Raw genomic sequence first — 18,843 nt, 5'->3', positions numbered from 1 at the left:
CTAGGAAAAGGTAATCGCTGATGGTGTGTGGTTGGACCGTAAATGACTGATGTCGTTAAAACTGTCCATGCTGAATTCGCGACCGTTGTACAGCAGCTTGCTGCAACTGCTGTTTTTGATCTGCAGGGTAATATTGCGGGTAGTGGCGTGATCGAGCTTCAGAACCTCGGCCAGTATCACCGAAATGGGTCCTCCGGAGCTCACCACCAGGGTGCGCTTGGCTTCAGTTTGATACGCAAACTCAAAACCTACCTGGATGCGCTGGCAAAACGCTTTCCAGCTGTCTTGCCCATCGTCCGCAATGCGGCCGTCCATCCAGAAGGTCAAGGCCTGTTTCATATTGACATAGTAGTCTCGTTTGGCGTGACCGGTGTCCTGCCACAACGCCGGGTGTTGCTCCCGCAAGGGATCCAATATCCCTTGAAAGTGGTATTCGTTCAACCCGGCATGGTGCTCCAGAGGCATATCGAGACCATGCCCTCGCAACAGGCCTTCAGCCGTTTGCCGGTGGCGGACCATGGTACCGGTGACAATACGGTCAAACTCGATGCCTGACTGGCGCCAGTGCTCACCGAGCCAAACGGCCTGTTGCTGACCGAGTTCGCTTAGCTGGTCATAATTCTTCGAGCCGAAGGACGCTTGTCCGTGTCGGATCAGGGTGATTTCCGCCATCGTATACACTCATTCTTTTCGATCTGAAGGCTGTTGTTTGGAAGGCAGTATAGAATCTGTTATATAATCATTCTAATTTATTTAAGTGATGTATTAGAATTGATTTAATAAATGTTGAGAGGTGGCCCATGCGGTTGGAAAAAGTCGATCTGAATTTGTTTGTGGTGCTGGATGCTTTGTATAAAGAACAGAGTGTGACCAAAGTGGCACTGCTGTTGAATTTGACCCAGCCTGCGGTCAGTAATGCGTTGAGTCGTTTGCGCAAACTGTTTGATGATCAGCTGTTTGTGCGGACCCCGGAGGGCATGTTGCCAACCCCGGTGGCGGATAATGTGATCGCTGATGTCCGCAAGGCGCTGGCATTGCTGGGACGCAGCATCCTCTCCAACACCAGATTTCATCCTGCTCAGTCCGAAAAGCTGTTTCGTCTGGGCATGAACGATCTCGCAGAATCTTTGCTGTTGCCCAAATTACGTTTGCGGATAAAGCAGGAGGCGCCGGAAATCACTGTCCAGAGTTATTACATTGACCGGACCATGGCCACCGAAGACCTCAAATCCGGGGGGCTTGACCTGTTGCTGGATGTGCCCGCAGTCAATGCAAAAGAGTTTAACCATGTGCCGCTGGCGCAATTACCCTACGTGGTGGCGATGCGCAAAAAACATCCGCTGTCGAAGCTGGATTTGACTCTGGAGGGGTTTCTGGACAGTGAGCACCTGCACGTGTCCAGTCGACGCAAGGGGCGTGGTCAGATGGACATTGCCCTGCATGCCCTGGGGCAGCGGCGCAACATCAAAATGCGGGTGCAAAGTTATCTGGTGGCCATCGAGATCGCGAGTCAGACCGATTTGCTGTGGACAGCCCCGAAAGTGCTGGCGGAAAAGTCCGGTTTACACACCAGTGCGGTTCCTTTTAATGTGGAGCCTCTGAGCTGGAATTTATACTGGCATAAAAACGCCGATCTGGATCCCGCATCGCAATGGATACGGCAGTTACTGATGGAGGTGGTGAGCGAGGTGCTGGGGCAGCCCTGAAGCGGATGGGTTAATACACCCGAGGGCAGGGGGCAGTCATCGTGTTCTGATTACCCTTGCTTCAACGGCGAAAATAACCAGCCTTCTCCGGCAAAAGTAGTATAAATCTACAACGGCTATTGATCCACAAGGAGTAAGAATTCATAAGTAGTAGGATTCCACTGATGCAGGCGTATAATTGGAGCGCAAACGCCTTGGGGGTCACCTGTTAACGGAATCCAATATGGCCAATACAACGAATACTGATACTTTTGCCCCATTTTTCAGCCTGCAGAAGCCTCTTCATACACTGCCAGACTTCAGTCAGGTGCGCAGTGCCAATCTGGCCTATTTCCCTCAATTAGTGACTTCCCTGGGGGGAGATTATCAAGCGCTGCTGGAGCAACACGGTATTGCCCCCCGCCTGATCGAAGACGCCAACAGTTTCATTGACTGCCAGTCCTATGTGAATCTATATGAGCAATGCGCCAGAGAGTTGAAAGATCCGTTGTTCGGCCTGCATCTGGCGCAACATCAGCAGGCTGATACCTACGGAACGGTGGTCGCGCTGTGCCGGGCAGCCAGTACGGTGCGTGAGGCCTTGACCTGTTTGATTGACTTTATTCCGGTGGTGCACTCTTCGGAAAGTGTGCTGGAGCTGGTGCCGGGCAGCCTGACTTCCGAGCTTCGCTGGATGGCTCGTTCCGGTTTTTCCAGCAACACCCAGGCTAACTATCAAGGGCTGTTACTTAATCTCAAAACGCTGCGGGAAATAGGTGATACTTCCTTTCAGCCAGAATATGTCTGTATTCCGGGAAGCCTTCCTCCCGAGCTGGTGGAGGAGTTTGAGGCGATTATTGAGTGCCCCCTAAGGGTGGGTACTGGTATCTCCTGTATTGGTTTTCCGACAAATTGGCTGGACCAGCCGGTGCTTAGCGCCAACTCGCCTCTGTACCAGTTGTTGTACGGTTACCTGTTCCGGCTCAAGGGCCTGCCTCGCCAGACCATTCTGGAGCGGGTGAATGTGTTTGTGGCCCGGGGGTTGAGCACTGCGGACCTTTCTATGGAGTCCTGTGCGAAACATTTGGGTATGTCCCCCCGATCTTTGCAGTTGCGCCTGCAGGCCGTCGGTAAAAGCTATTCCGAGGTGGTGGAATATCACCGGCTGGAACGGGCCAAGTGTATCTTGAGAAATGACACCTGCCCGGTGGCGGCGGTGGCCGATCAGCTGGGATATTCCGAACGCACCAGCTTTGGCAGGGCGTTTAAACGCTGGACGGGCATGTCACCCCAACAATACCGACGGGCACAGCAATAATTCTTATCCCGAATTCTTCTATACCGTAACCCTTCTTTTTCTGGCATTGTCATACCCGTCTCTCGGTGCGCATTGCGTAAAATGCATCATATTATGCGCTAAATGACTAACCGGGCATCCCCCGGCCTCCTAAAATGATCAACATCGATGACTAATAACAAGTCCGGACGCTGACGTGGGGCTGAACCTGCCAGCCGAGGCCGTAAACCTTACCTGAAAGAGATGCTAGACATGACCGATTTGACTCTGGACTGTACCGATCTGGACAACCACATGGGCGTGCCCATTCAACCTGCACGTATGCGTGAACCCTTTGCCAATATGGATTTCCGTCGCTGGGTGCAGGCGATGCATTACCCGAACCGTCTTCACTATGATCTGGATTACGCCCAAGAGAGCCGCTTTGGTCGTATGGTTGCTCCGCAATCACTGCCGGTGGCGATGGACGATGCGCACGGCACCGGTCCTTCCTGTGTGGGGTTTATCCCGGAGTCCCATCTGGTGTTTGGGGGTGATGAATGGTGGTTCCACGGCCCGCGGGTGTTTGCCGGAGATATGTTGCACAACCACCGGGTGCCGGTGGACTACGTCGTTAAAGACACCAAGTTTGCTGGGCCTACCTGTTTCCAGCGTGGCGATAACTACTATTACAATCAGGAAGGTGACTTGATCGCGACTCAGCGCTCCACCGCCATCCGCTACCGTCCCGACCTGGCCCGGGAAATGGCCAGTGAAAATGACGATCGACAGGATGATCCAGTTTGGGACGATGAAGAGCTGGCCAAACTGGAAGATCAAAAGTTTGAATGGATCAAAATGCTGCACGATCTGGGGCATGGCAAGCGCTACTGGGAAGATGTGCAGGTGGGAGACAGCTTGCCGACGCGGGTTATCGGTCCTCACAGTATTGCCAGTTTTTCCACCGAGTGGCGCGCTTACCTGTTTACCATTTGGTGCGGCGTGAAACGTCGTACCGATCTGGATATGGAAGCGTTGGGCTTTACCGGGGATATGGCTGGCAAAGAACAGGATCCTGTGCTGGAGCTGGAAAACCCGGAGATGACCGACGGTGCCTACATCGGGCCATCGCGGGGCCATCTGTTCCCACGCTACGCTCGCCAGATTGGTATGCCGCGCGGTTACGGCTATGGTGCGTCCATGGGTGCCTGGATTTTGGACTATCTTGCCGGCTGGGCCGGGGAGTGGGGCTTTGTGGTTCACTCCGAATGCGCGTATCGGGGGCCTTCATTTACTGGCGATATCACCATTATGACGGCCGATGTGGTAGACAAGATGGTGGATGACGAAGGGCGCCATCTGGTGCAGGTGAAATTTAAAATGGTCAACCAGCAGGGCGTCACCTCGGCCACGGCGACGGCTGAGATTGAGCTGCCCACCAAATAATCTCAGAGGACCACATAATTTCAAACGACCAACAGGGCACATAACGGTAACCGTGCGCATAACGATAACAACGCATTTGGAGATATCTGTATGACAGAGCGACGATTCGATGGCCGGGTGGCGGTCATTACCGGGGCCGGCCGTGGCTTGGGGCGTGAATATGCCCTACTGCTGGCCGCCAAAGGCGCCAGGGTTGTTGTCAACGATGTAGGTGGCACTATGGCCGGTGGCGATACTGATGACCGGCCCGCTGACAGCGTGGTGCAGGAGATCCGCGCTGCCGGCGGGGAGGCCATCGCCAATACCGATTCGGTGGCAACGCCGGCCGGTGGGCAGGCCATTATTCAGGCCGCTATGGATCACTATGGGCGCGTTGATATCCTGATTCACAACGCCGGTAACGTGCGTTACGGATCTCTGGAAGAGCTGTCACAGGACGATTTTGAATCCGTCGTGGATGTGCACCTGATGGGCGCCTTTCATGTCGTCCGCCCGGCGTTTCCGATCATGGCCAAAGCCGGTTATGGTCGTGTGGTACTGACTTCCTCCATCGGCGGTATCTATGGCACCCACAATGTCGCCAACTACGGGGTCTCCAAAGCCGGCACCATCGGCCTGAACAATGTCATTGCCATCGAAGGCTCTGATAAAGGCATCAAGAGCAATGTCATCTTGCCCGGGGCGGTCACCCGCATGGCCGATGGCCTGGATACTTCCCAATACCCACCGATGGGTGCCGATATGGTGTCCCCGGTGGTGGGCTGGCTGGCTCATGAGTCCTGCAGTGTCAGCGGTGAGTTGTACATTTCGATTGCCGGGCGTGTCGCTCGTGCCCTGGTGGCCGAGACAGAAGGTGTCTATCGCCCGAACTGGTCTATTGACGAGGTGGCCGACAATATCGATGCCATCCGCAATACCGATAATCTATGGTTGCTGCCACCGGTTCCCTCCGGATACATGGACCACCTGGAGAAGAGTTTCCAGATGGCGCGTGATGGAATGGAGAAATAAACACACAAAGCAGAAACCGTGTTCATAACAAACTGGACACAGATAACAAAAGCTTAGGAGAGGTGATAGCTATGGGAACGCTGACGGGAAAGGTCGCTGTTGTTACCGGCGCGAGTCGCGGTATAGGCAAGGGCATCGCGCTGGCTTTGGGAGAAGCCGGCGCAACGGTGTACGTTACAGGCCGGACGGTAACGAAAGGTGAATACCCATTGCCGGGTACCGTCGGAGAGACGGCGGAAGAGGTGAGCCGTCGTGGCGGACAGGGTGTCGCCGTCCAGGTGGATCACGGTAATGATGAACAGGTAGCCGCTCTGTTTGAGCAGGTGAAGCGCGAGCAGGGGCGCCTGGATATCCTCGTTAACAATGCCTTTTCGCTGCCCGATGACCTGACGGAAGTCAAAGGTTTTTGGGAGAAGCCGCTCTCCAACTGGGAGATGATTGATGTCGGTGTGCGCTCCAACTTTGTGGCAGCGTGGCACGCCGCTCAGATTATGGCACCACAGAAAAGTGGTTTGATTGTAGCGATCTCCGGCTATACCGGTGTTGCCTACACCTACGGTGTCGTGTTTGGCACCAGCAAGTCGGCGGTTGATCGCATGTCCCGGGATATGGCGGTGGAATTAAAACCGCATCAGGTTGCGTCGCTGTCTTTGTGGCAGGGGCTGACGCTCACCGAGCGGGCCGAGCGCAACCTGGCCAACATTCCCGGACTCAAGGAGGGTGCTGCTACCCGACCGGCCGATGGTTGCTCCCCCGAGTTTCCCGGACGGGTCATTGTCGCCCTGGCCAGTGACCCGGAGGTGATGCGTCACTCCGGCGGCACGTTCATTACGGCAGAAATGGCCGCTGAGTATGGGGTCAAGGATGTTGACGGCCGGGAGATTCCGTCGCTGCGAGAGACCCGGGGAGCGCCCATTTGGCAGCCGGTGTAATGGCAATGTCAGTAGTAAGGTCACTTACCTTGGTTGAGAATGGCTGAACGTCTGCTCTAACGACAATCATAAAAACAGCAACAGGTATCAAAATGTCGAATTCGAATACTCAGCAGCAAATGCAACGCTTGCAACAAATGTTGGACCGCCAGGATATTTACGATTGTCTGGTGCGTTTCAGTCGTGGCATGGATCGCTTTGACCGCGATTTGTTTTTGTCAGCCTTTCATCAAGACGCGCTGCTGTCGGCGGGCGAGTATGTGGCCGGGCCGGCAGAGATATACGACTGGGCCAAAGACCTGCATGAACACGGTCAAAGCGCCACTCAGCACAATCTGCTTAACCATACCTGTGACATTGAGGGCGATACGGCCCACAGCGAAATCTATTATCAGTTTGTCGGGCGCAATCGAGACGACTCTAACTGGGTTGCCGGAGGGCGATACATTGATCGACTGGAACGTCGAGAGGGCGAGTGGAAGATTGCCTTTCGAACCAATGTGATTGAGTGGTCTGGTAGCTTGCCCACCCTGCCTATCCCGTTTGCGGATGTGGCGGATTTGCACCTCAACGGAGTGAGTTCACGTACGCAAGAGGATCCCTCCTACAGCCGTCCGCTTAAGAATCATCGGGACCTGAAGTCCCCCGCCGAAGGTTGACAAACGGGCCAAGCCGTTTCCTGAGCGCAGGTTGTTTGGGGGTAAAAAACCGATTTTTTTGCCCCCCAAGTTTATCGTTCCCAACGATATGACCAATTTTCACACTCGATTTTTTATCACAGCCGCCCTGAAGTTCAACCAATTCTAAAACAACAACAATGAAACATCATACCGGAGAGCCCATGAACGACTCAGTATTTCGCAGCTCAATTCCCTCCCACATAAAGTGCCTGGTCAGAGCGACCCAACAGGCGATGCCGGCCAGCGTGCTGGCCTGCTCCCTATTTTTGTCACCGCAGCTATTGGCACAGCAAGCAGCCGTGCTGGAAGAGGTCACGGTGACAGCCCAGCGTCGTGCTGAAAAATCCGAGGATGTGCCGATCAGCATTACCGCCATCAGTGCAGATATGCTGGGCAAAGGTGATGTGCAACAGCTCAGTGACATTATGAAGCTGACACCGGGTCTGCGTTTTGATAATCAGGGTTCCCTGGCTCAGCCGACCATTCGTGGGGTGGGCACTGCGGTGGCGGTTTCCGGTGGCGGCTCCAATGTGGGCATCTACACCGACGGGTTTTTGTCTCCCAACCCGTTCTTTGTCGATTCAGAATTGCTAAACGTCGAAAGTGTGCAGGTACTTAAAGGGCCGCAAGGCACCCTGTTCGGTCGCAACTCCACCGGTGGCGCCATTCTGGTGACGACCGTCAAACCTGACAGTGATCCCCGTGCGGAAGCAGAGTTTGCCTACGGCAGCTACGACACCAAGAGCGCGAAACTGTACGCCACCGGTGGACCCAGTGACGACCTGGCTTTTGATCTGGCAGCGCAAGTTCGCCAGAGTGATAACTTTGACGACAATATTACCACCGGCAGTGATGAAGCGGCTGCCTATGACAATTGGATGGTGCGTCTGGGGGCGCGCTGGGACATCAATGATCAGACGTCGTTGATTGTTCGCTACACCCATACCGATACCGACAACCGCACGGCCGTAACTCCCAATGGCTTCGAAGAGGATGGGCGGATATACAGTTCGGCCTTATTTTGGGGCGGGCAGGTGGCCACGGATCCGGATCAGGTTTCGGTGAACTTTCAGCCGGAGTTTCTGGCTGAAAGTGACGTTTACCAGATGACGTTGGAGCATCAGCTGGAGGGGGCTGTGTTGACCTCCTATACCCAGTATCGGCGTGAGCGTACCCATAATGAAATGGACTTTGATTTCTCTTCGGCAACTTTTTTTCATTACAAGTACGACGTTAACAGTGACATCTTCACGCAGGAATTTTTGCTGGCATCAGACTCGGGCAGTGCGCTGCAGTGGACCACGGGTTTGTTTTTGTTTATGGATGACAACGAGTTTACTGACAATCAGGCCGATCAGGGCGCTGGCTTTGTTCTCAATGGTGGCTCCGGTACCGACTCCCGCTCTATCGCGGCCTTTGGTGATGTGACCTATGCATTGATGGACCGTCTGTTTTTAACCGGTGGTTTGCGCTTGAGCTATGACAAAACCCAGGACGCTTACCTGACGGTTGCTGCTGACGGACTGGGAGGCATTACTCAACAGGATGTGGACGATATCAGTGATACCAATCTGACCCCCCGGGTTGTAATGCGCTATACCCCTACGGACAACTCCAGTGTCTATGCATCCTACACACAGGGCTTTAAAGCCGGTTTACTGAATGTGGGGAGCACCAGTGTTGATGGTATCGATGTCGACCCTGAAGAAATTCGCGCTTATGAAGTGGGTTACAAGTATGCCTCCAACGAGCTGACGTTTGATGTGGCTGCTTTCTACTATGATTATCAGGATCTGCAAGTGGCGACCTACGATGGCCCCAAAAGCCTCATCGAAAATGCGGCTGACTCGCGGGTGTACGGTATGGATGCGCAATTGCGGCTCGCCCTGACTCATGAATTAAGTGTGAACGTGGGTGGCGCTTACGTGAATGCAGAGTATGAAAACTTTGACCGTTCGCAGGCCTGGGAACAATGCCTGGCGTTTACGGGGTGCGCTGGTTCACCCTATGGCATTTTTGTTCCTGGCTACGTTGAAGCGGCGGGGTTCCAGATGCAGCGCTCTCCAGAGTTAACCGCCAACCTCGGCGTCAGCTATTCCACCCTGATCGCCGGGGGCACTTTGGATCTCTCCAGTACCTTCTATTACACCTCTGACTTTTATTTTGATTCTTCAGAGCAGTTCGAGCAGGATTCTTATGAGTTATTAAGTGCTCGTGCGCAGTGGACGGCACCGTCAGAGCGTTATTCGGTCGCAGTGTATGGGGACAACTTGACGGATGCCGAGTATCGCACCCAGGTATTACCGCAACAGCTGGGTGCCATGTCCATGTGGGGAGCACCTGCTACCCTGGGAATCTCGCTCAACGTAAAGCTGAATTAGGCAAGTGCAGTAACCGAAACACAGTAGTCGTCGAGATTTTCTGTGTTTCGGTTACTTCGAGTGGGACTCCAGTTGAAGTTTGTGAATTTTGGCAAACATCAATCGCCTCTTAAAGGGGGCTCGGCAATGCGGATCATGGTAGCCAATTTTAGTAAGGGCAGGCGTTTTCATCCTGATGGTTCATGATAGCGCCTTCAGGTTGGCGGCCCTTGATGATTTAAAAAAGTGCCCCCGGTTATGAATCCCGGGGGGCCTTTGCGGCGGTGTTTCTATCATCGCTCATCCACTTCTGCGCCAGGGCTTGAAAGCGTTGCGCCTCAAAAGACGCCAGCTCGGCATCGTGAGCCATGATGGCTTGCAAGATACGCTGGCGGCCCTGTCGCCATTCCTCGATACCAAACAAGCGCGTGAATTGTTCCTGGTCGTCTTTGGCGATGTACATTTGCATGGCCACCCGGGACAGCAATTCCAGCAGCGGACGACTGGAGATCTGTAACAGGGTCTCGCGGAAGTTTTGTTCAAACGCAATCACGTCATTGGCGTTGGCACACTGTTGCAATTGATCTTGCAATTGGGTGATGTGCTCGACGTGTGACGCATCGTAACTCTCGGCGACCGATTTGATGATCTCACAGTCCAGCAGCACAGACAGTTCAAACGCATCCCGATAACTGATGTTGTGCAATCGCATGTAAGTGGCAAACGAGCGCAGCAGCGCGGCGTCATCGGGGCGGGCACCATAGTAGCCGCCGCCGGGTCCCCGCTTCACCGTTAACAGACCTTCGTGCTCCAGAACTCGGGCGGCTTGCTGGACCGTGACGATACCCACATCCAGCTTTTCCGCCACTTCATTCAGTGAACCCAGGTAGTTGCCGGGCTCTTCATCGAGAATAAATTCGCGCAGCTTTTCGGCGGTATTCTGCACCAGGTGGCGCTTTTGAGGTTTTTTCTCTTTCACATCCGGATCCATGTCTGCGGGTGGTTTGGTGTAAGGCTGGGCATTGTAGCAGCAATCCCGGCGAGGGACAGTTTTCGTAAAATGGAATTACACGCTCTTAATTTGGGGTTATATAGAGGTAAAACAGAAAAAATACACTTTACATCATAATAATGTGCGTATTATATTGTGAGCCAATCATAACCAATGCTGATTTGAATCAGCTGCCTCCTGGCTTTCAACACGGCTGGGGGAATCAGTCAGGAGAGACGCCTTATGGCATTTCAGCTACCCGATACATCCAAACGTCCACGCTATGTCGCCATCGCCGGCGAGGAGCGTATTGAGCAGGGCTCAGGTATTACCTGGGACCACATCTACCCGGCCAATGGCGAGGTGACCGCGCAACTGAAGTTGGCCGGTGTCGCTGAGGTTGAGTTGGCAGTGAATGCTGCGCGGAAAGCGTTGCCCGCCTGGCGTGCGTTGACGGGCGAACAGCGCCGCAACCTGCTGTTGAAAGTGGCGGATCTCATTGAGCAAAAATCGCAGGAGCTGGCCCAGCTGGATACGCTGGGCAATGGTTATCCAGCCATGCTTTCGCCTTATACACCCGTGGTAATGGCGCAGCGCTTTCGCTACTACGCTGGCTGGGCAGACAAGGTGCGAGGTGAAACCCTGGATGCCTGGAACGGACCAGCGCATAACTATGTGAACTACGAACCCTACGGTGTGGTGGGCGCCATTGTGCCGTGGAACGGCCCTATCTTTGCGGCGGCGATGGTGCTGGCTCCGGCGTTGGCCGCGGGCAACTGCGTGGTGATTAAGGCTCCGGAGCTGGCGCCTTACTCGGTCATGCGTCTGGCAGAACTGTTTGCCGAAGCCGGTTTTCCGCCCGGGGTGGTGAATATGGTGTGCGGCGGCCCGGATGTAGGTGAGGCCATTGTTGCCAGCCCGGGAGTGGATAAGGTGCAGTTTGTCGGCAGCGGTAATACGGCCAAGAAAGTGTTGCAAACGGCCTCGCAAACCCTGAAGCCCTGTGGCCTGGAGTTGGGGGGAAAGTCTGCGGTAATCGTCTTTGACGACGCCAATCTGCAGGATGCCGCCAAGCGCGGTCTCAGTGGCGCGGTCAGTGTCAGTGGGCAGGGGTGTGTTAACGGCACTCGCCTGTTGGTACAGCGCACGGTGTACGATCAGTTTCTGGCCATGATTCAGGCCATGGCCGCACACATTCAGCTCGGCGACCCGGCAGACCCGTCCACGGTGATGGGCCCCATCATTAGCGCACAGTCTCTGCAGCGGATCGAGAATATCATCGCCAAGGGCCAAGAGCAGGGCGCGCGTTTACTGTGTGGTGGTGAGCGTGCTGACGGAGAATTTGGTGAAGGCTATTACATGCCGCTGACCATTTTTGCCGATGTGGATCACCACAGTGATCTGGCACAGCACGAAGTCTTTGGTCCGGTGCTGACCATCACCCCATTTGATACCGAGGAAGAAGCCATCGAACTGGCCAACAGTACCGATTACGGTCTCGGCGCCTATATACACACCCAGAATTTGCGTCGCGCCCATCATGTGGCCGGTCAGATGCAGGCGGGTATGGTACAGGTCAACGCTTCCGGTGAAGGCATGCAGCCGTTCGCGCCGTTTGGTGGTTACAAGCAAAGTGGCTTCGGCCGCCTGGGCGGCGAGCAGGGGTTGCTGGAATTCCTGCAGGTGAAAAATGTGTGGATGAATCTGACACCGGTGGAGTAACGGCAATGACATTACTGAACCCGAAAGCGCGCACAGAGCGTGGGCATGCGCAGCAGGAAACGCTGTTGGGCAAGACCGCCGCAGAGCCGGCGACACTGTTTCAGTCGTCGTGGCGAGATTATATTTTTGCCGAAGTCTGGACCCGGGACGGCCTCGATCTGCGCTCGCGCTATCTGATTTCGATAGCCAGCGTCGCCGAGTCGGGTGTGCACAGTGAGCGCCTGAACGATTACGTGCGCGGTGCACTGCTCAATGACAGTCTGAGCCAATTGGAGTTGCGTGAAGCCGCCTTGCATTGTGCCATTTACGGGGGCTGGGACAGCGGTACCGCTATCGATAAGGCCATAGATTTTGTGCTGACAGAGCAGGGCATCGAAGCGCAAGGTTATGACCCGATACGCGCCGAGCCCTGGGATCCCCAAGAGCGTCTGCAGAAAGGCGCTGCCGAGTTTCACAACGTCATGACGTTTGGCGGGCCGCCCCCGGTGGCGCCGTATTTTGAAGGCGGCATTCTCAATTTCGTGTTTGGCGAAGTCTGGCATCGACCAGGGCTGGATCAGCGCGGTCGGCGCTGGTTAACACTGGTGGGCGTGGCCAATTCGTCGGCTGACATTCCTATCCGTACACACATCTACGGCGCCATGGCCAGCGGCAACGCCAGCTACGAAGAGATGAACGAGTTTGTGCTGCAGTATGCCGTTCATGCCGGTTGGCCGCGAGCCTCTTACGTGCAGGGCGTGGTGTTTGAAATGGCCGAAAAAGTGAAAAAGAACCTCACCTGGGACGGAAAACCGAAGGAGTAATCAACCGTGCAACAAGCAAGTGATATGAGTGAAAAAGTAGCCCTGGTGACCGGCGCGGCATCCGGGCTGGGCCGTGGCACCGCGGTGGCGCTGGCAACGGCTGGCGCCAAGGTGTGCCTGGTGGATTTGAACGAAGCTGGTTTGCAGGAGACGGCGACCCTTGTTCAAGCCTTGGGGGTGGAATGCCTGGTGCGTCCGGCGGATCTCTCGCAAAAAGACAATTGCGAGGCAGTGGTGGCTGAAACCGTGGCCGCGTTTGGCCGTCTGGATGCGCTGTGCAACGTGGCCGGAGTGATCTTTTTTAATCACTCGACGGATATGACCCAGGTGCAATGGGACACCACCATGGCGGTCAATTTGAGCGCACCTTTCTTTTTGTCGCAGGCGGCGATTCCACACCTGCTCGAGCAGCACGGAGCCATTGTTAATGTGACCTCGTCGGCCAGTTTTATGGGCGAGGCCTACGCTGCCGCTTACTGCGCGACCAAAGCGGGCCTGACCAACCTCACCAAGGCCATGGCCATGGAATACATGCACAAACCGATCCGTATCAACGCGGTGGCGCCCGGTGGCATGGTGACCAATATTGTCTCCAGTTTTATGAACATGCCGAAGGATCTGGATGGCAGCCTGATGCAACGCTTCAAGCCGCTGCGCGGGACGGTGGAAGTAGACGATGTGGCTAATCTGGTGGCCTTCATGGCGTCGGATGCGGCACGCGGCTACCACGGCAATTGTATTTCCATCGACAACGGCATTACGGCCGGTTAAGGGGGGAAACCCATGAAGTGCGGATTTATCGGACTGGGTAGCCAGGGGGCGCCCATGGCGCAGGCGATGATCGACGGCGGTTATGACGTGATGCTGTGGGCACGTCGTGCAGAGTCGTTGCAGCCCTTTGTCAGCACGTCGGCCACGGTGGCTGGCAGTGTACGGGAGCTGGGTGAGCAAGTGCAATTCTGTGGCATCTGTGTGGTGGACGATGCCGGTGTGTGTGATGTCTGTGACGAACTGATCCCGGCGATGGCGCCAGGCGGTTGTATTGCCATTCATGCCACCGTACACCCGCAGTTGTGCCGCGATCTGGCGGCAGCGGCAACCGCACGCGGCCTGTACCTCGTGGATGCCCCCGTGAGCGGCGGAGGCAGTGCGGCGAGCGATAAAACACTGACGGTGATGGTCGGTGGCAGTGACGAGGCGCTCAAGATCATGCGTCCTGTGTTTGAAACCTTCAGTGGCCTGCTGATTCATCTGGGCGACGTGGGTGCCGGTCAGATGGCGAAACTGGTGAACAACTCCATGATGGCAGCGAACCTGGCGATTGCCCACAACTCGCTGGCGGCTGCCAGCGCCCTGGGTGTGAATCGGGAGGCGTTTGTGGAACTGGTCAAGGTCAGCAGTGGCCGCAGCTTTGCGTTCGAGGTGGGCAGTCGCATTCAAAACGCCAGCGATTTTGCCCACGGTGCCCGCATGCTCAACAAAGATGTCGGCTTGCTGGGCGAAGCCTTGGGCGATGACGCGTCTTACCCGCTGATTCGTGATACCGCGCAAGCATTTCTGCAGGCAGCACTGAAAGTCTGACACCCGTTGATTTGGCTAGACCAATTGCTGAAAGCGAGATCAAGATCGATACAAAAAACAGCAACCCCTATGAAATAAACAACCGGGCTTCCCGGTGTGGAGAGAGAATATGGCTTTTTCAATAGAACAATACCGTCTTGACGGCAAAGTGGCCGTGGTGACGGGTGCCGGTGGTCGAGGTAACAGCATTGGTCGTGCCTACGCCATGGGTCTGGCGGCGGCTGGTGCTGCGGTAGTCGTGGCCGACCTGAATCTCGAAGGTGCAATGGCGGTGGCGGAAGAAATTCAGGCCGCCGGTGGCCAGGCAGCGGCGGTGTGTGTGGACATCACCGATCCCGCTTCGGTCAAGGCGATGGCGGACCACGCCGAGGCAACGTTTGGCGGGGTGGACATTTTGGTGAACAATGCCGCGCTGATGGCGGAGTTGAAATCCGAGCAGGCGGTGGACATCTCCCTGGACGAGTGGAACCGCATCATGAATGTCAATGTGACCGGTGCGCTCAATTGTGTACAGGCGATCGTACCGCTGATGCGCAAGCGCGGCGGCGGCAAGATTGTCAATCAAACCTCCGGTGGGGCTTTTCCGGCGACCTCCATTTACGGTATCAGCAAGCTTTCGCTGCTTGGTTTGACGACCACTCTGGCGCGCCAGCTGGGCCGCGAAAACATCAACGTTAACGCCATTGCCCCGGGCAATGTCACCAGCGATGCTGGCAAGCAACTGGTGCCGGATGATTCGCCGTTCTATCAGTTCTTGCAGGCCAGCGTTGCCATGCGGGTGCGGGGTGCGCCGGATGAACTGGTGGGCTCTCTGCTGTTGCTGTGTTCGCAGGCCGGTGACTGGATGACGGGCCAGGTGCTGCATGTGGATGGCGGCTGGGTGATCCGGCCTTAACAACAATCGGGCAGAGAGATTTGTATGAGCAGCCTGAAGCAGCCAGACGTGTTCCAACAAAAAACAGCTCTGATCTTTGGTGGGGGGCACGGCATCGGTCAAGCCATCGCACTGGAGTTTGCTCGGCGCGGGGCCAGGGTCGCGGTGGCGGATATCGACGCCGCTGCGGCTGCCAACACCGCTGCGACGGTCAATGCATCGGCTGGTAATGCTGTAAGTCGAGATGAAAAAGAAGCTCAGGCCATCGCTCTGCAGTGTGATGTCACGGTTGAGGAGTCCATGTGTCATGCTGTCAGTGCAGCCGAAACTGGTTTGGGTGATATCGACATTGTGGTCAACAACGTCGGCGTGATTGTCTCCGGCAACCCGGAGGATATGCCGTTCAGCGAGTGGCAGCGGGTAATCGACCTGAACCTGTTTCCGGTGATTCGCAGCAACGATCTGTTTCTCCCCAAACTACTGAAACGAGGGCGCGGGCATTTAGTCAACACGGCGTCTTTTTCCGGACTCTACCCCTACGCCTCCAACCGCATTCCCTACGCCGCGTCCAAGGCAGCGGTCATCGCATTGTCGGAATCGCTGGCCTTGTATCTTGAGCCTAAAGGCATTCGCGTGAGCTGCTTTTGTCCAGGTCCGGTCATGACTAATGTTATGAAAGCGATGAAAAGCTGGTCGAACGATGCCGTCATGAGCGGGCCCGGATCACAGTTTGACTTAATCACGGCCGAGCAGGCTGCGATCAAACTGGCCGACGGTATGGTCGCAGGGCAGATATTCATCCCCACCCACGATCATGTAAGGGCTGAGATGCAGCGACACGCTGAAAGCCCGGATGCGTTTATCCGTCAAAAAATTGCCGAGATTGAGCGGGGTGAGTTAGGACTGCCGAGACGACCATTGTAAGCCGTGATATCGATACCCCCCACCGTGCTTGAAACGTGACGAAAAACCCGGTCGAAACCGGTTCATTAATCGCGATACCTCAGCCGATCAATCACCAATTGCAAGGCAGAGCTGATATTTCTCCTGCCGGAATAGCACAGGCAGAAGCCATCAAACGGCGGACACCAGTCGCTTAGCGCTCGTCCAGCAAACCGTCCTCAATGACCTCAAGCACCTCGGACTCAGTCACAAAGGCGATACAGCGCCGCTACTCGCGTTATATTTTACGTCAACTGGCCATCATTAGAGTGGCACAGAGTCTGGGCTTGTCCTTAAAGGAAATCCGCGAGCAACTGAGCACGCTGCCTCATAATAAAGCCCCATCCGCAGCTGATTGAAAAAAACTGTCAGAGCAGTGGCGCCATGAGCTGGAGGCTCGTATCGACAAACTGGTTGCGCTCTGGAACAAGCTGACCGTATGCATCGGTTGTGGTTGTCTGACAGTTGAAGATTGTCACCTGAGCAATCCGGATGATCAGGCAGCAGCGATTGGGCCTGAGGCAAGGGCGTTTGATCCGAGTTAAGCGACTTTGTTGATGGCATACAGAAACTTTCTGTGATCCTTTGATTCAGACATACCTGATTTTTGAGTCAGTGCAGGACCGCTGCTGTTTTAATGATCGACCGATGCTGACCACCTCGGTTTCCGCCGAAGGTATCATGTTTTGCACATAATGACTCATTTCGAATCCTCTCGACGCCCTCAATAAGACCTTCCTTACAGCCGCCCGATAGAAAACCACAGAGATCTGAAATTACCGGTAAATGATGAGGGGGCAAGAGTTTTGTGATGTGGAGGCCAGAATTAGCGGCAAAAAAAGTGGGGGATTTGACAGCACCAGAACAGGGCCCCACAGCTTCTCGGCTGACCAGTGGATTAGTAGCAAAGGCGTGAATATCTGAATGACTTTATTGGGACCGTGTTAAAGAATCGAATTTAGAACGGATCAGAGTTACATCAGGTCCCGGACAGCCAGTTAGAGAGGCTGTCGCAGTTTACAATCAGTCACAGATCCGTGAATAAACGGCATATTTAATCAGAAAAGAGACTTTATTGTTTATACTCAAGAGCATAATGAAAAAGACAGGAGTATAGATGTGGATAATATATCTGTTGTAACCACTTTTTTAGGCTGGTGCACGTTCATTAACCTGTGCCTGTACGTGGTCAGTGCCTTCATGATGACCTTGTTTAGTACTCCTTTTAAAAATATCCATTCCTCAATTACTAACATTCACTCTGATACATTGGATGTTCTGTATTTTAATTTTTTGGGTAACTATAAGCTGGCGATATTCATCACCAACCTGGTGCCCTACATAGCTCTCAAGGTAATGGGCTATTAAACCGGTAATTCCGTAAGCTTCACGGCAGCAGAAGCGCAAGCTGGATGTTGGGGTTGCTGATATTCCCGGAACTTCGCAACACCACGCAGGTACGGTCATTGATGGTGTTACTCTCAAAGTCCTTGGGCGAGTGTAGGCTCTGTTGGCAGGTGACAATACACCACCGCAGTCTGGAAGTGTCGCCAGAAAGGATGTCCTGTCCCAAGTTCTTTGACTATGATGTTGTATATCGCACTCTGGATGTGGAGCCGGTTATTGAGCCATCAGTATAGAGCGCTCTGTCTGAACCGTGGGTTTGGCAAGCCTCCTGGTCTCCAGCAGATAATCCGGGGTTAACGGCGTACCGAATGTCGTGACCGGCGGTTGACGATCTGTTCACAATTGCACGCCGGTCTGGCGTTATGCGTGCGAATAAATAAAAGGTTACAGTGTTATGTACGACTATGGTGAAGCGTGTCCTATCTCCATGGCGACCTCTGTGCTGTGTGAAAAATGGACGTTGCAGATTGTCAGAGAACTGTTTTTCGGTTCTACGCGATACTCCGAAATACAGAAATACATTCCCAATCTTTCCCCGTCATTATTGCGTACACGGCTGCGCTTTCTCGAAGAGCAGGGTATCATTATTCGTAAAGCCAGTACCTCGGGAGGGCGTCATGAGTATCATCTTACCCCCGCTGGAAAAGCTCTGGCGCCCGTGCTGACAGAGCTCGGTCGATGGGGCATGCGCTATGCGAGTGAAGGGATGACGGATAAGCATAACCCCGTGCCCAGTCTCATCAGAGATATTGCGGGGGGGATTAACACCGATGAACTGCCTTCTGGGGATACGGTGATCCAGTTGCTCTTGACCGATGTAAAGCCGCATAAGAAACACTATTTTTATGTCCGTAATAATGTCGTCCAGGAATGCTCGCAAAATCTCGGCTTCGACGTCGATGTCTATATAACCGCGACCACCAAAGCATTGACTCGCGTCTGGTATGGTGAGACCGACATTCATCAAGCCATAGAGAATGGCCTGCTCAAGGTCGTGGGTCCCTCGGTCTATACCAGAAATCTCTCGCGCTGGTTGGGCATCAGTTCCTTCACCAGCGACAATCCTCAACCTTTTCAGTCCTGATTTACTTCAATATCTGTAGTGACTTACTACAGATATTGACCTGTCTCGC

The 18,843-nt window shown here is 54.6% G+C and carries 18 protein-coding genes; 16 read left to right on the top strand and 2 right to left on the bottom strand.

Annotated elements, in window-relative coordinates:
* Positions 1 to 672, bottom strand: a complete 672-nt coding sequence (locus G8770_RS17965) for a histidine phosphatase family protein (protein WP_167190090.1) — start codon at positions 670 to 672, stop codon at positions 1 to 3.
* A gap of 128 nt (positions 673 to 800) precedes the next feature.
* Between G8770_RS17965 and G8770_RS17960 the strand changes: the two genes are divergently transcribed.
* From G8770_RS17960 to G8770_RS17930, 7 genes are all read left to right on the top strand, one after another.
* Positions 801 to 1,706 carry a LysR family transcriptional regulator gene (locus G8770_RS17960; RefSeq protein ID WP_167190087.1) on the top strand — a complete coding sequence of 302 codons (906 nt, stop codon included), beginning with the start codon at positions 801 to 803 and terminating at the stop codon, positions 1,704 to 1,706.
* Between the two features lie 223 nt (positions 1,707 to 1,929).
* Positions 1,930 to 3,003 (top strand): helix-turn-helix domain-containing protein, encoded by a 1,074-nt coding sequence (locus G8770_RS17955; RefSeq protein ID WP_167190085.1) that lies wholly within the window; start codon positions 1,930 to 1,932, stop codon positions 3,001 to 3,003.
* A 231-nt stretch (positions 3,004 to 3,234) separates the two neighbouring features.
* Positions 3,235 to 4,407: an FAS1-like dehydratase domain-containing protein gene (locus G8770_RS17950; protein WP_167190082.1), complete on the top strand. Its 1,173-nt coding sequence runs from the start codon at positions 3,235 to 3,237 to the stop codon at positions 4,405 to 4,407.
* Between the two features lie 90 nt (positions 4,408 to 4,497).
* Positions 4,498 to 5,418, top strand: a complete 921-nt coding sequence (locus G8770_RS17945; RefSeq protein ID WP_167190080.1) for an SDR family NAD(P)-dependent oxidoreductase — start codon at positions 4,498 to 4,500, stop codon at positions 5,416 to 5,418.
* Positions 5,419 to 5,489: 71 nt separating this feature from the next.
* Positions 5,490 to 6,350 (top strand): SDR family NAD(P)-dependent oxidoreductase, encoded by an 861-nt coding sequence (locus G8770_RS17940; RefSeq protein ID WP_167190077.1) that lies wholly within the window; start codon positions 5,490 to 5,492, stop codon positions 6,348 to 6,350.
* 92 nt (positions 6,351 to 6,442) lie between these two features.
* The gene (locus G8770_RS17935; protein ID WP_167190074.1) at positions 6,443 to 7,009 is read left to right on the top strand and encodes a nuclear transport factor 2 family protein; all 567 of its coding nucleotides are present in this window, start codon (positions 6,443 to 6,445) and stop codon (positions 7,007 to 7,009) included.
* Positions 7,010 to 7,191: 182 nt separating this feature from the next.
* Positions 7,192 to 9,411, top strand: a complete 2,220-nt coding sequence (locus G8770_RS17930) for a TonB-dependent receptor (RefSeq protein WP_167190071.1) — start codon at positions 7,192 to 7,194, stop codon at positions 9,409 to 9,411.
* 235 nt (positions 9,412 to 9,646) lie between these two features.
* Here G8770_RS17930 and G8770_RS17925 read toward each other — a convergent pair whose 3' ends face one another.
* Positions 9,647 to 10,369, bottom strand: a complete 723-nt coding sequence (locus G8770_RS17925; protein ID WP_167190068.1) for a GntR family transcriptional regulator — start codon at positions 10,367 to 10,369, stop codon at positions 9,647 to 9,649.
* Between the two features lie 255 nt (positions 10,370 to 10,624).
* On the opposite strand from G8770_RS17925, the gene G8770_RS17920 reads away from it, so the two are divergent.
* The 9 genes from G8770_RS17920 to G8770_RS17875 all read left to right on the top strand — a co-directional run bounded on the left by G8770_RS17920 (position 10,625) and on the right by G8770_RS17875 (position 18,794).
* The gene (locus G8770_RS17920; RefSeq protein WP_167190065.1) at positions 10,625 to 12,103 is read left to right on the top strand and encodes an aldehyde dehydrogenase family protein; all 1,479 of its coding nucleotides are present in this window, start codon (positions 10,625 to 10,627) and stop codon (positions 12,101 to 12,103) included.
* Positions 12,076 to 12,906 carry a carboxymuconolactone decarboxylase family protein gene (locus G8770_RS17915; RefSeq protein WP_208022349.1) on the top strand — a complete coding sequence of 277 codons (831 nt, stop codon included), beginning with the start codon at positions 12,076 to 12,078 and terminating at the stop codon, positions 12,904 to 12,906. Before G8770_RS17920 ends, G8770_RS17915 begins: the two co-directional genes overlap by 28 nt.
* A gap of 6 nt (positions 12,907 to 12,912) precedes the next feature.
* The gene (locus G8770_RS17910; protein WP_167190062.1) at positions 12,913 to 13,677 is read left to right on the top strand and encodes an SDR family oxidoreductase; all 765 of its coding nucleotides are present in this window, start codon (positions 12,913 to 12,915) and stop codon (positions 13,675 to 13,677) included.
* Between the two features lie 12 nt (positions 13,678 to 13,689).
* A complete protein-coding gene (locus G8770_RS17905) occupies positions 13,690 to 14,487 on the top strand; it encodes an NAD(P)-dependent oxidoreductase (RefSeq protein WP_167190059.1) in 798 nt (265 codons plus the stop codon).
* A 109-nt stretch (positions 14,488 to 14,596) separates the two neighbouring features.
* A complete protein-coding gene (locus tag G8770_RS17900) occupies positions 14,597 to 15,382 on the top strand; it encodes an SDR family oxidoreductase (RefSeq protein ID WP_167190056.1) in 786 nt (261 codons plus the stop codon).
* Positions 15,383 to 15,406: 24 nt separating this feature from the next.
* The gene (locus G8770_RS17895) at positions 15,407 to 16,285 is read left to right on the top strand and encodes an SDR family NAD(P)-dependent oxidoreductase (RefSeq protein ID WP_167190053.1); all 879 of its coding nucleotides are present in this window, start codon (positions 15,407 to 15,409) and stop codon (positions 16,283 to 16,285) included.
* A gap of 200 nt (positions 16,286 to 16,485) precedes the next feature.
* A complete protein-coding gene (locus G8770_RS24740; RefSeq protein ID WP_167190050.1) occupies positions 16,486 to 16,662 on the top strand; it encodes a MerR family DNA-binding protein in 177 nt (58 codons plus the stop codon).
* 760 nt (positions 16,663 to 17,422) lie between these two features.
* Entirely contained in the window at positions 17,423 to 17,671 is a 249-nt protein-coding gene (locus G8770_RS17880; protein ID WP_167190047.1) for a DUF6868 family protein, read from the top strand.
* 433 nt (positions 17,672 to 18,104) lie between these two features.
* Complete coding sequence (locus G8770_RS17875; RefSeq protein WP_167190044.1) at positions 18,105 to 18,794, top strand: winged helix-turn-helix transcriptional regulator; 690 nt, start codon at positions 18,105 to 18,107, stop codon at positions 18,792 to 18,794.
* Positions 18,795 to 18,843: the final 49 nt, after the last annotated feature.

It is taken from the genome of Pseudomaricurvus hydrocarbonicus, from assembly GCF_011602365.1.
GTDB lineage: Bacteria > Pseudomonadota > Gammaproteobacteria > Pseudomonadales > Cellvibrionaceae > Pseudomaricurvus > Pseudomaricurvus hydrocarbonicus.
Note: the sequence above shows the minus strand (reverse complement) of the source record. Positions and strands in the feature narration are given on the sequence as shown.

Coding starts and splice junctions, on each gene's coding strand:
- G8770_RS17965 (WP_167190090.1), bottom strand. CDS start 672: ATGGCGGAAATCACCCTGATCCGACACGGACAAGCGTCCTTCGGCTCG.
- G8770_RS17960 (WP_167190087.1), top strand. CDS start 801: ATGCGGTTGGAAAAAGTCGATCTGAATTTGTTTGTGGTGCTGGATGCT.
- G8770_RS17955 (WP_167190085.1), top strand. CDS start 1,930: ATGGCCAATACAACGAATACTGATACTTTTGCCCCATTTTTCAGCCTG.
- G8770_RS17950 (WP_167190082.1), top strand. CDS start 3,235: ATGACCGATTTGACTCTGGACTGTACCGATCTGGACAACCACATGGGC.
- G8770_RS17945 (WP_167190080.1), top strand. CDS start 4,498: ATGACAGAGCGACGATTCGATGGCCGGGTGGCGGTCATTACCGGGGCC.
- G8770_RS17940 (WP_167190077.1), top strand. CDS start 5,490: ATGGGAACGCTGACGGGAAAGGTCGCTGTTGTTACCGGCGCGAGTCGC.
- G8770_RS17935 (WP_167190074.1), top strand. CDS start 6,443: ATGTCGAATTCGAATACTCAGCAGCAAATGCAACGCTTGCAACAAATG.
- G8770_RS17930 (WP_167190071.1), top strand. CDS start 7,192: ATGAACGACTCAGTATTTCGCAGCTCAATTCCCTCCCACATAAAGTGC.
- G8770_RS17920 (WP_167190065.1), top strand. CDS start 10,625: ATGGCATTTCAGCTACCCGATACATCCAAACGTCCACGCTATGTCGCC.
- G8770_RS17905 (WP_167190059.1), top strand. CDS start 13,690: ATGAAGTGCGGATTTATCGGACTGGGTAGCCAGGGGGCGCCCATGGCG.
- G8770_RS17900 (WP_167190056.1), top strand. CDS start 14,597: ATGGCTTTTTCAATAGAACAATACCGTCTTGACGGCAAAGTGGCCGTG.
- G8770_RS17895 (WP_167190053.1), top strand. CDS start 15,407: ATGAGCAGCCTGAAGCAGCCAGACGTGTTCCAACAAAAAACAGCTCTG.
- G8770_RS24740 (WP_167190050.1), top strand. CDS start 16,486: ATGACCTCAAGCACCTCGGACTCAGTCACAAAGGCGATACAGCGCCGC.
- G8770_RS17875 (WP_167190044.1), top strand. CDS start 18,105: ATGTACGACTATGGTGAAGCGTGTCCTATCTCCATGGCGACCTCTGTG.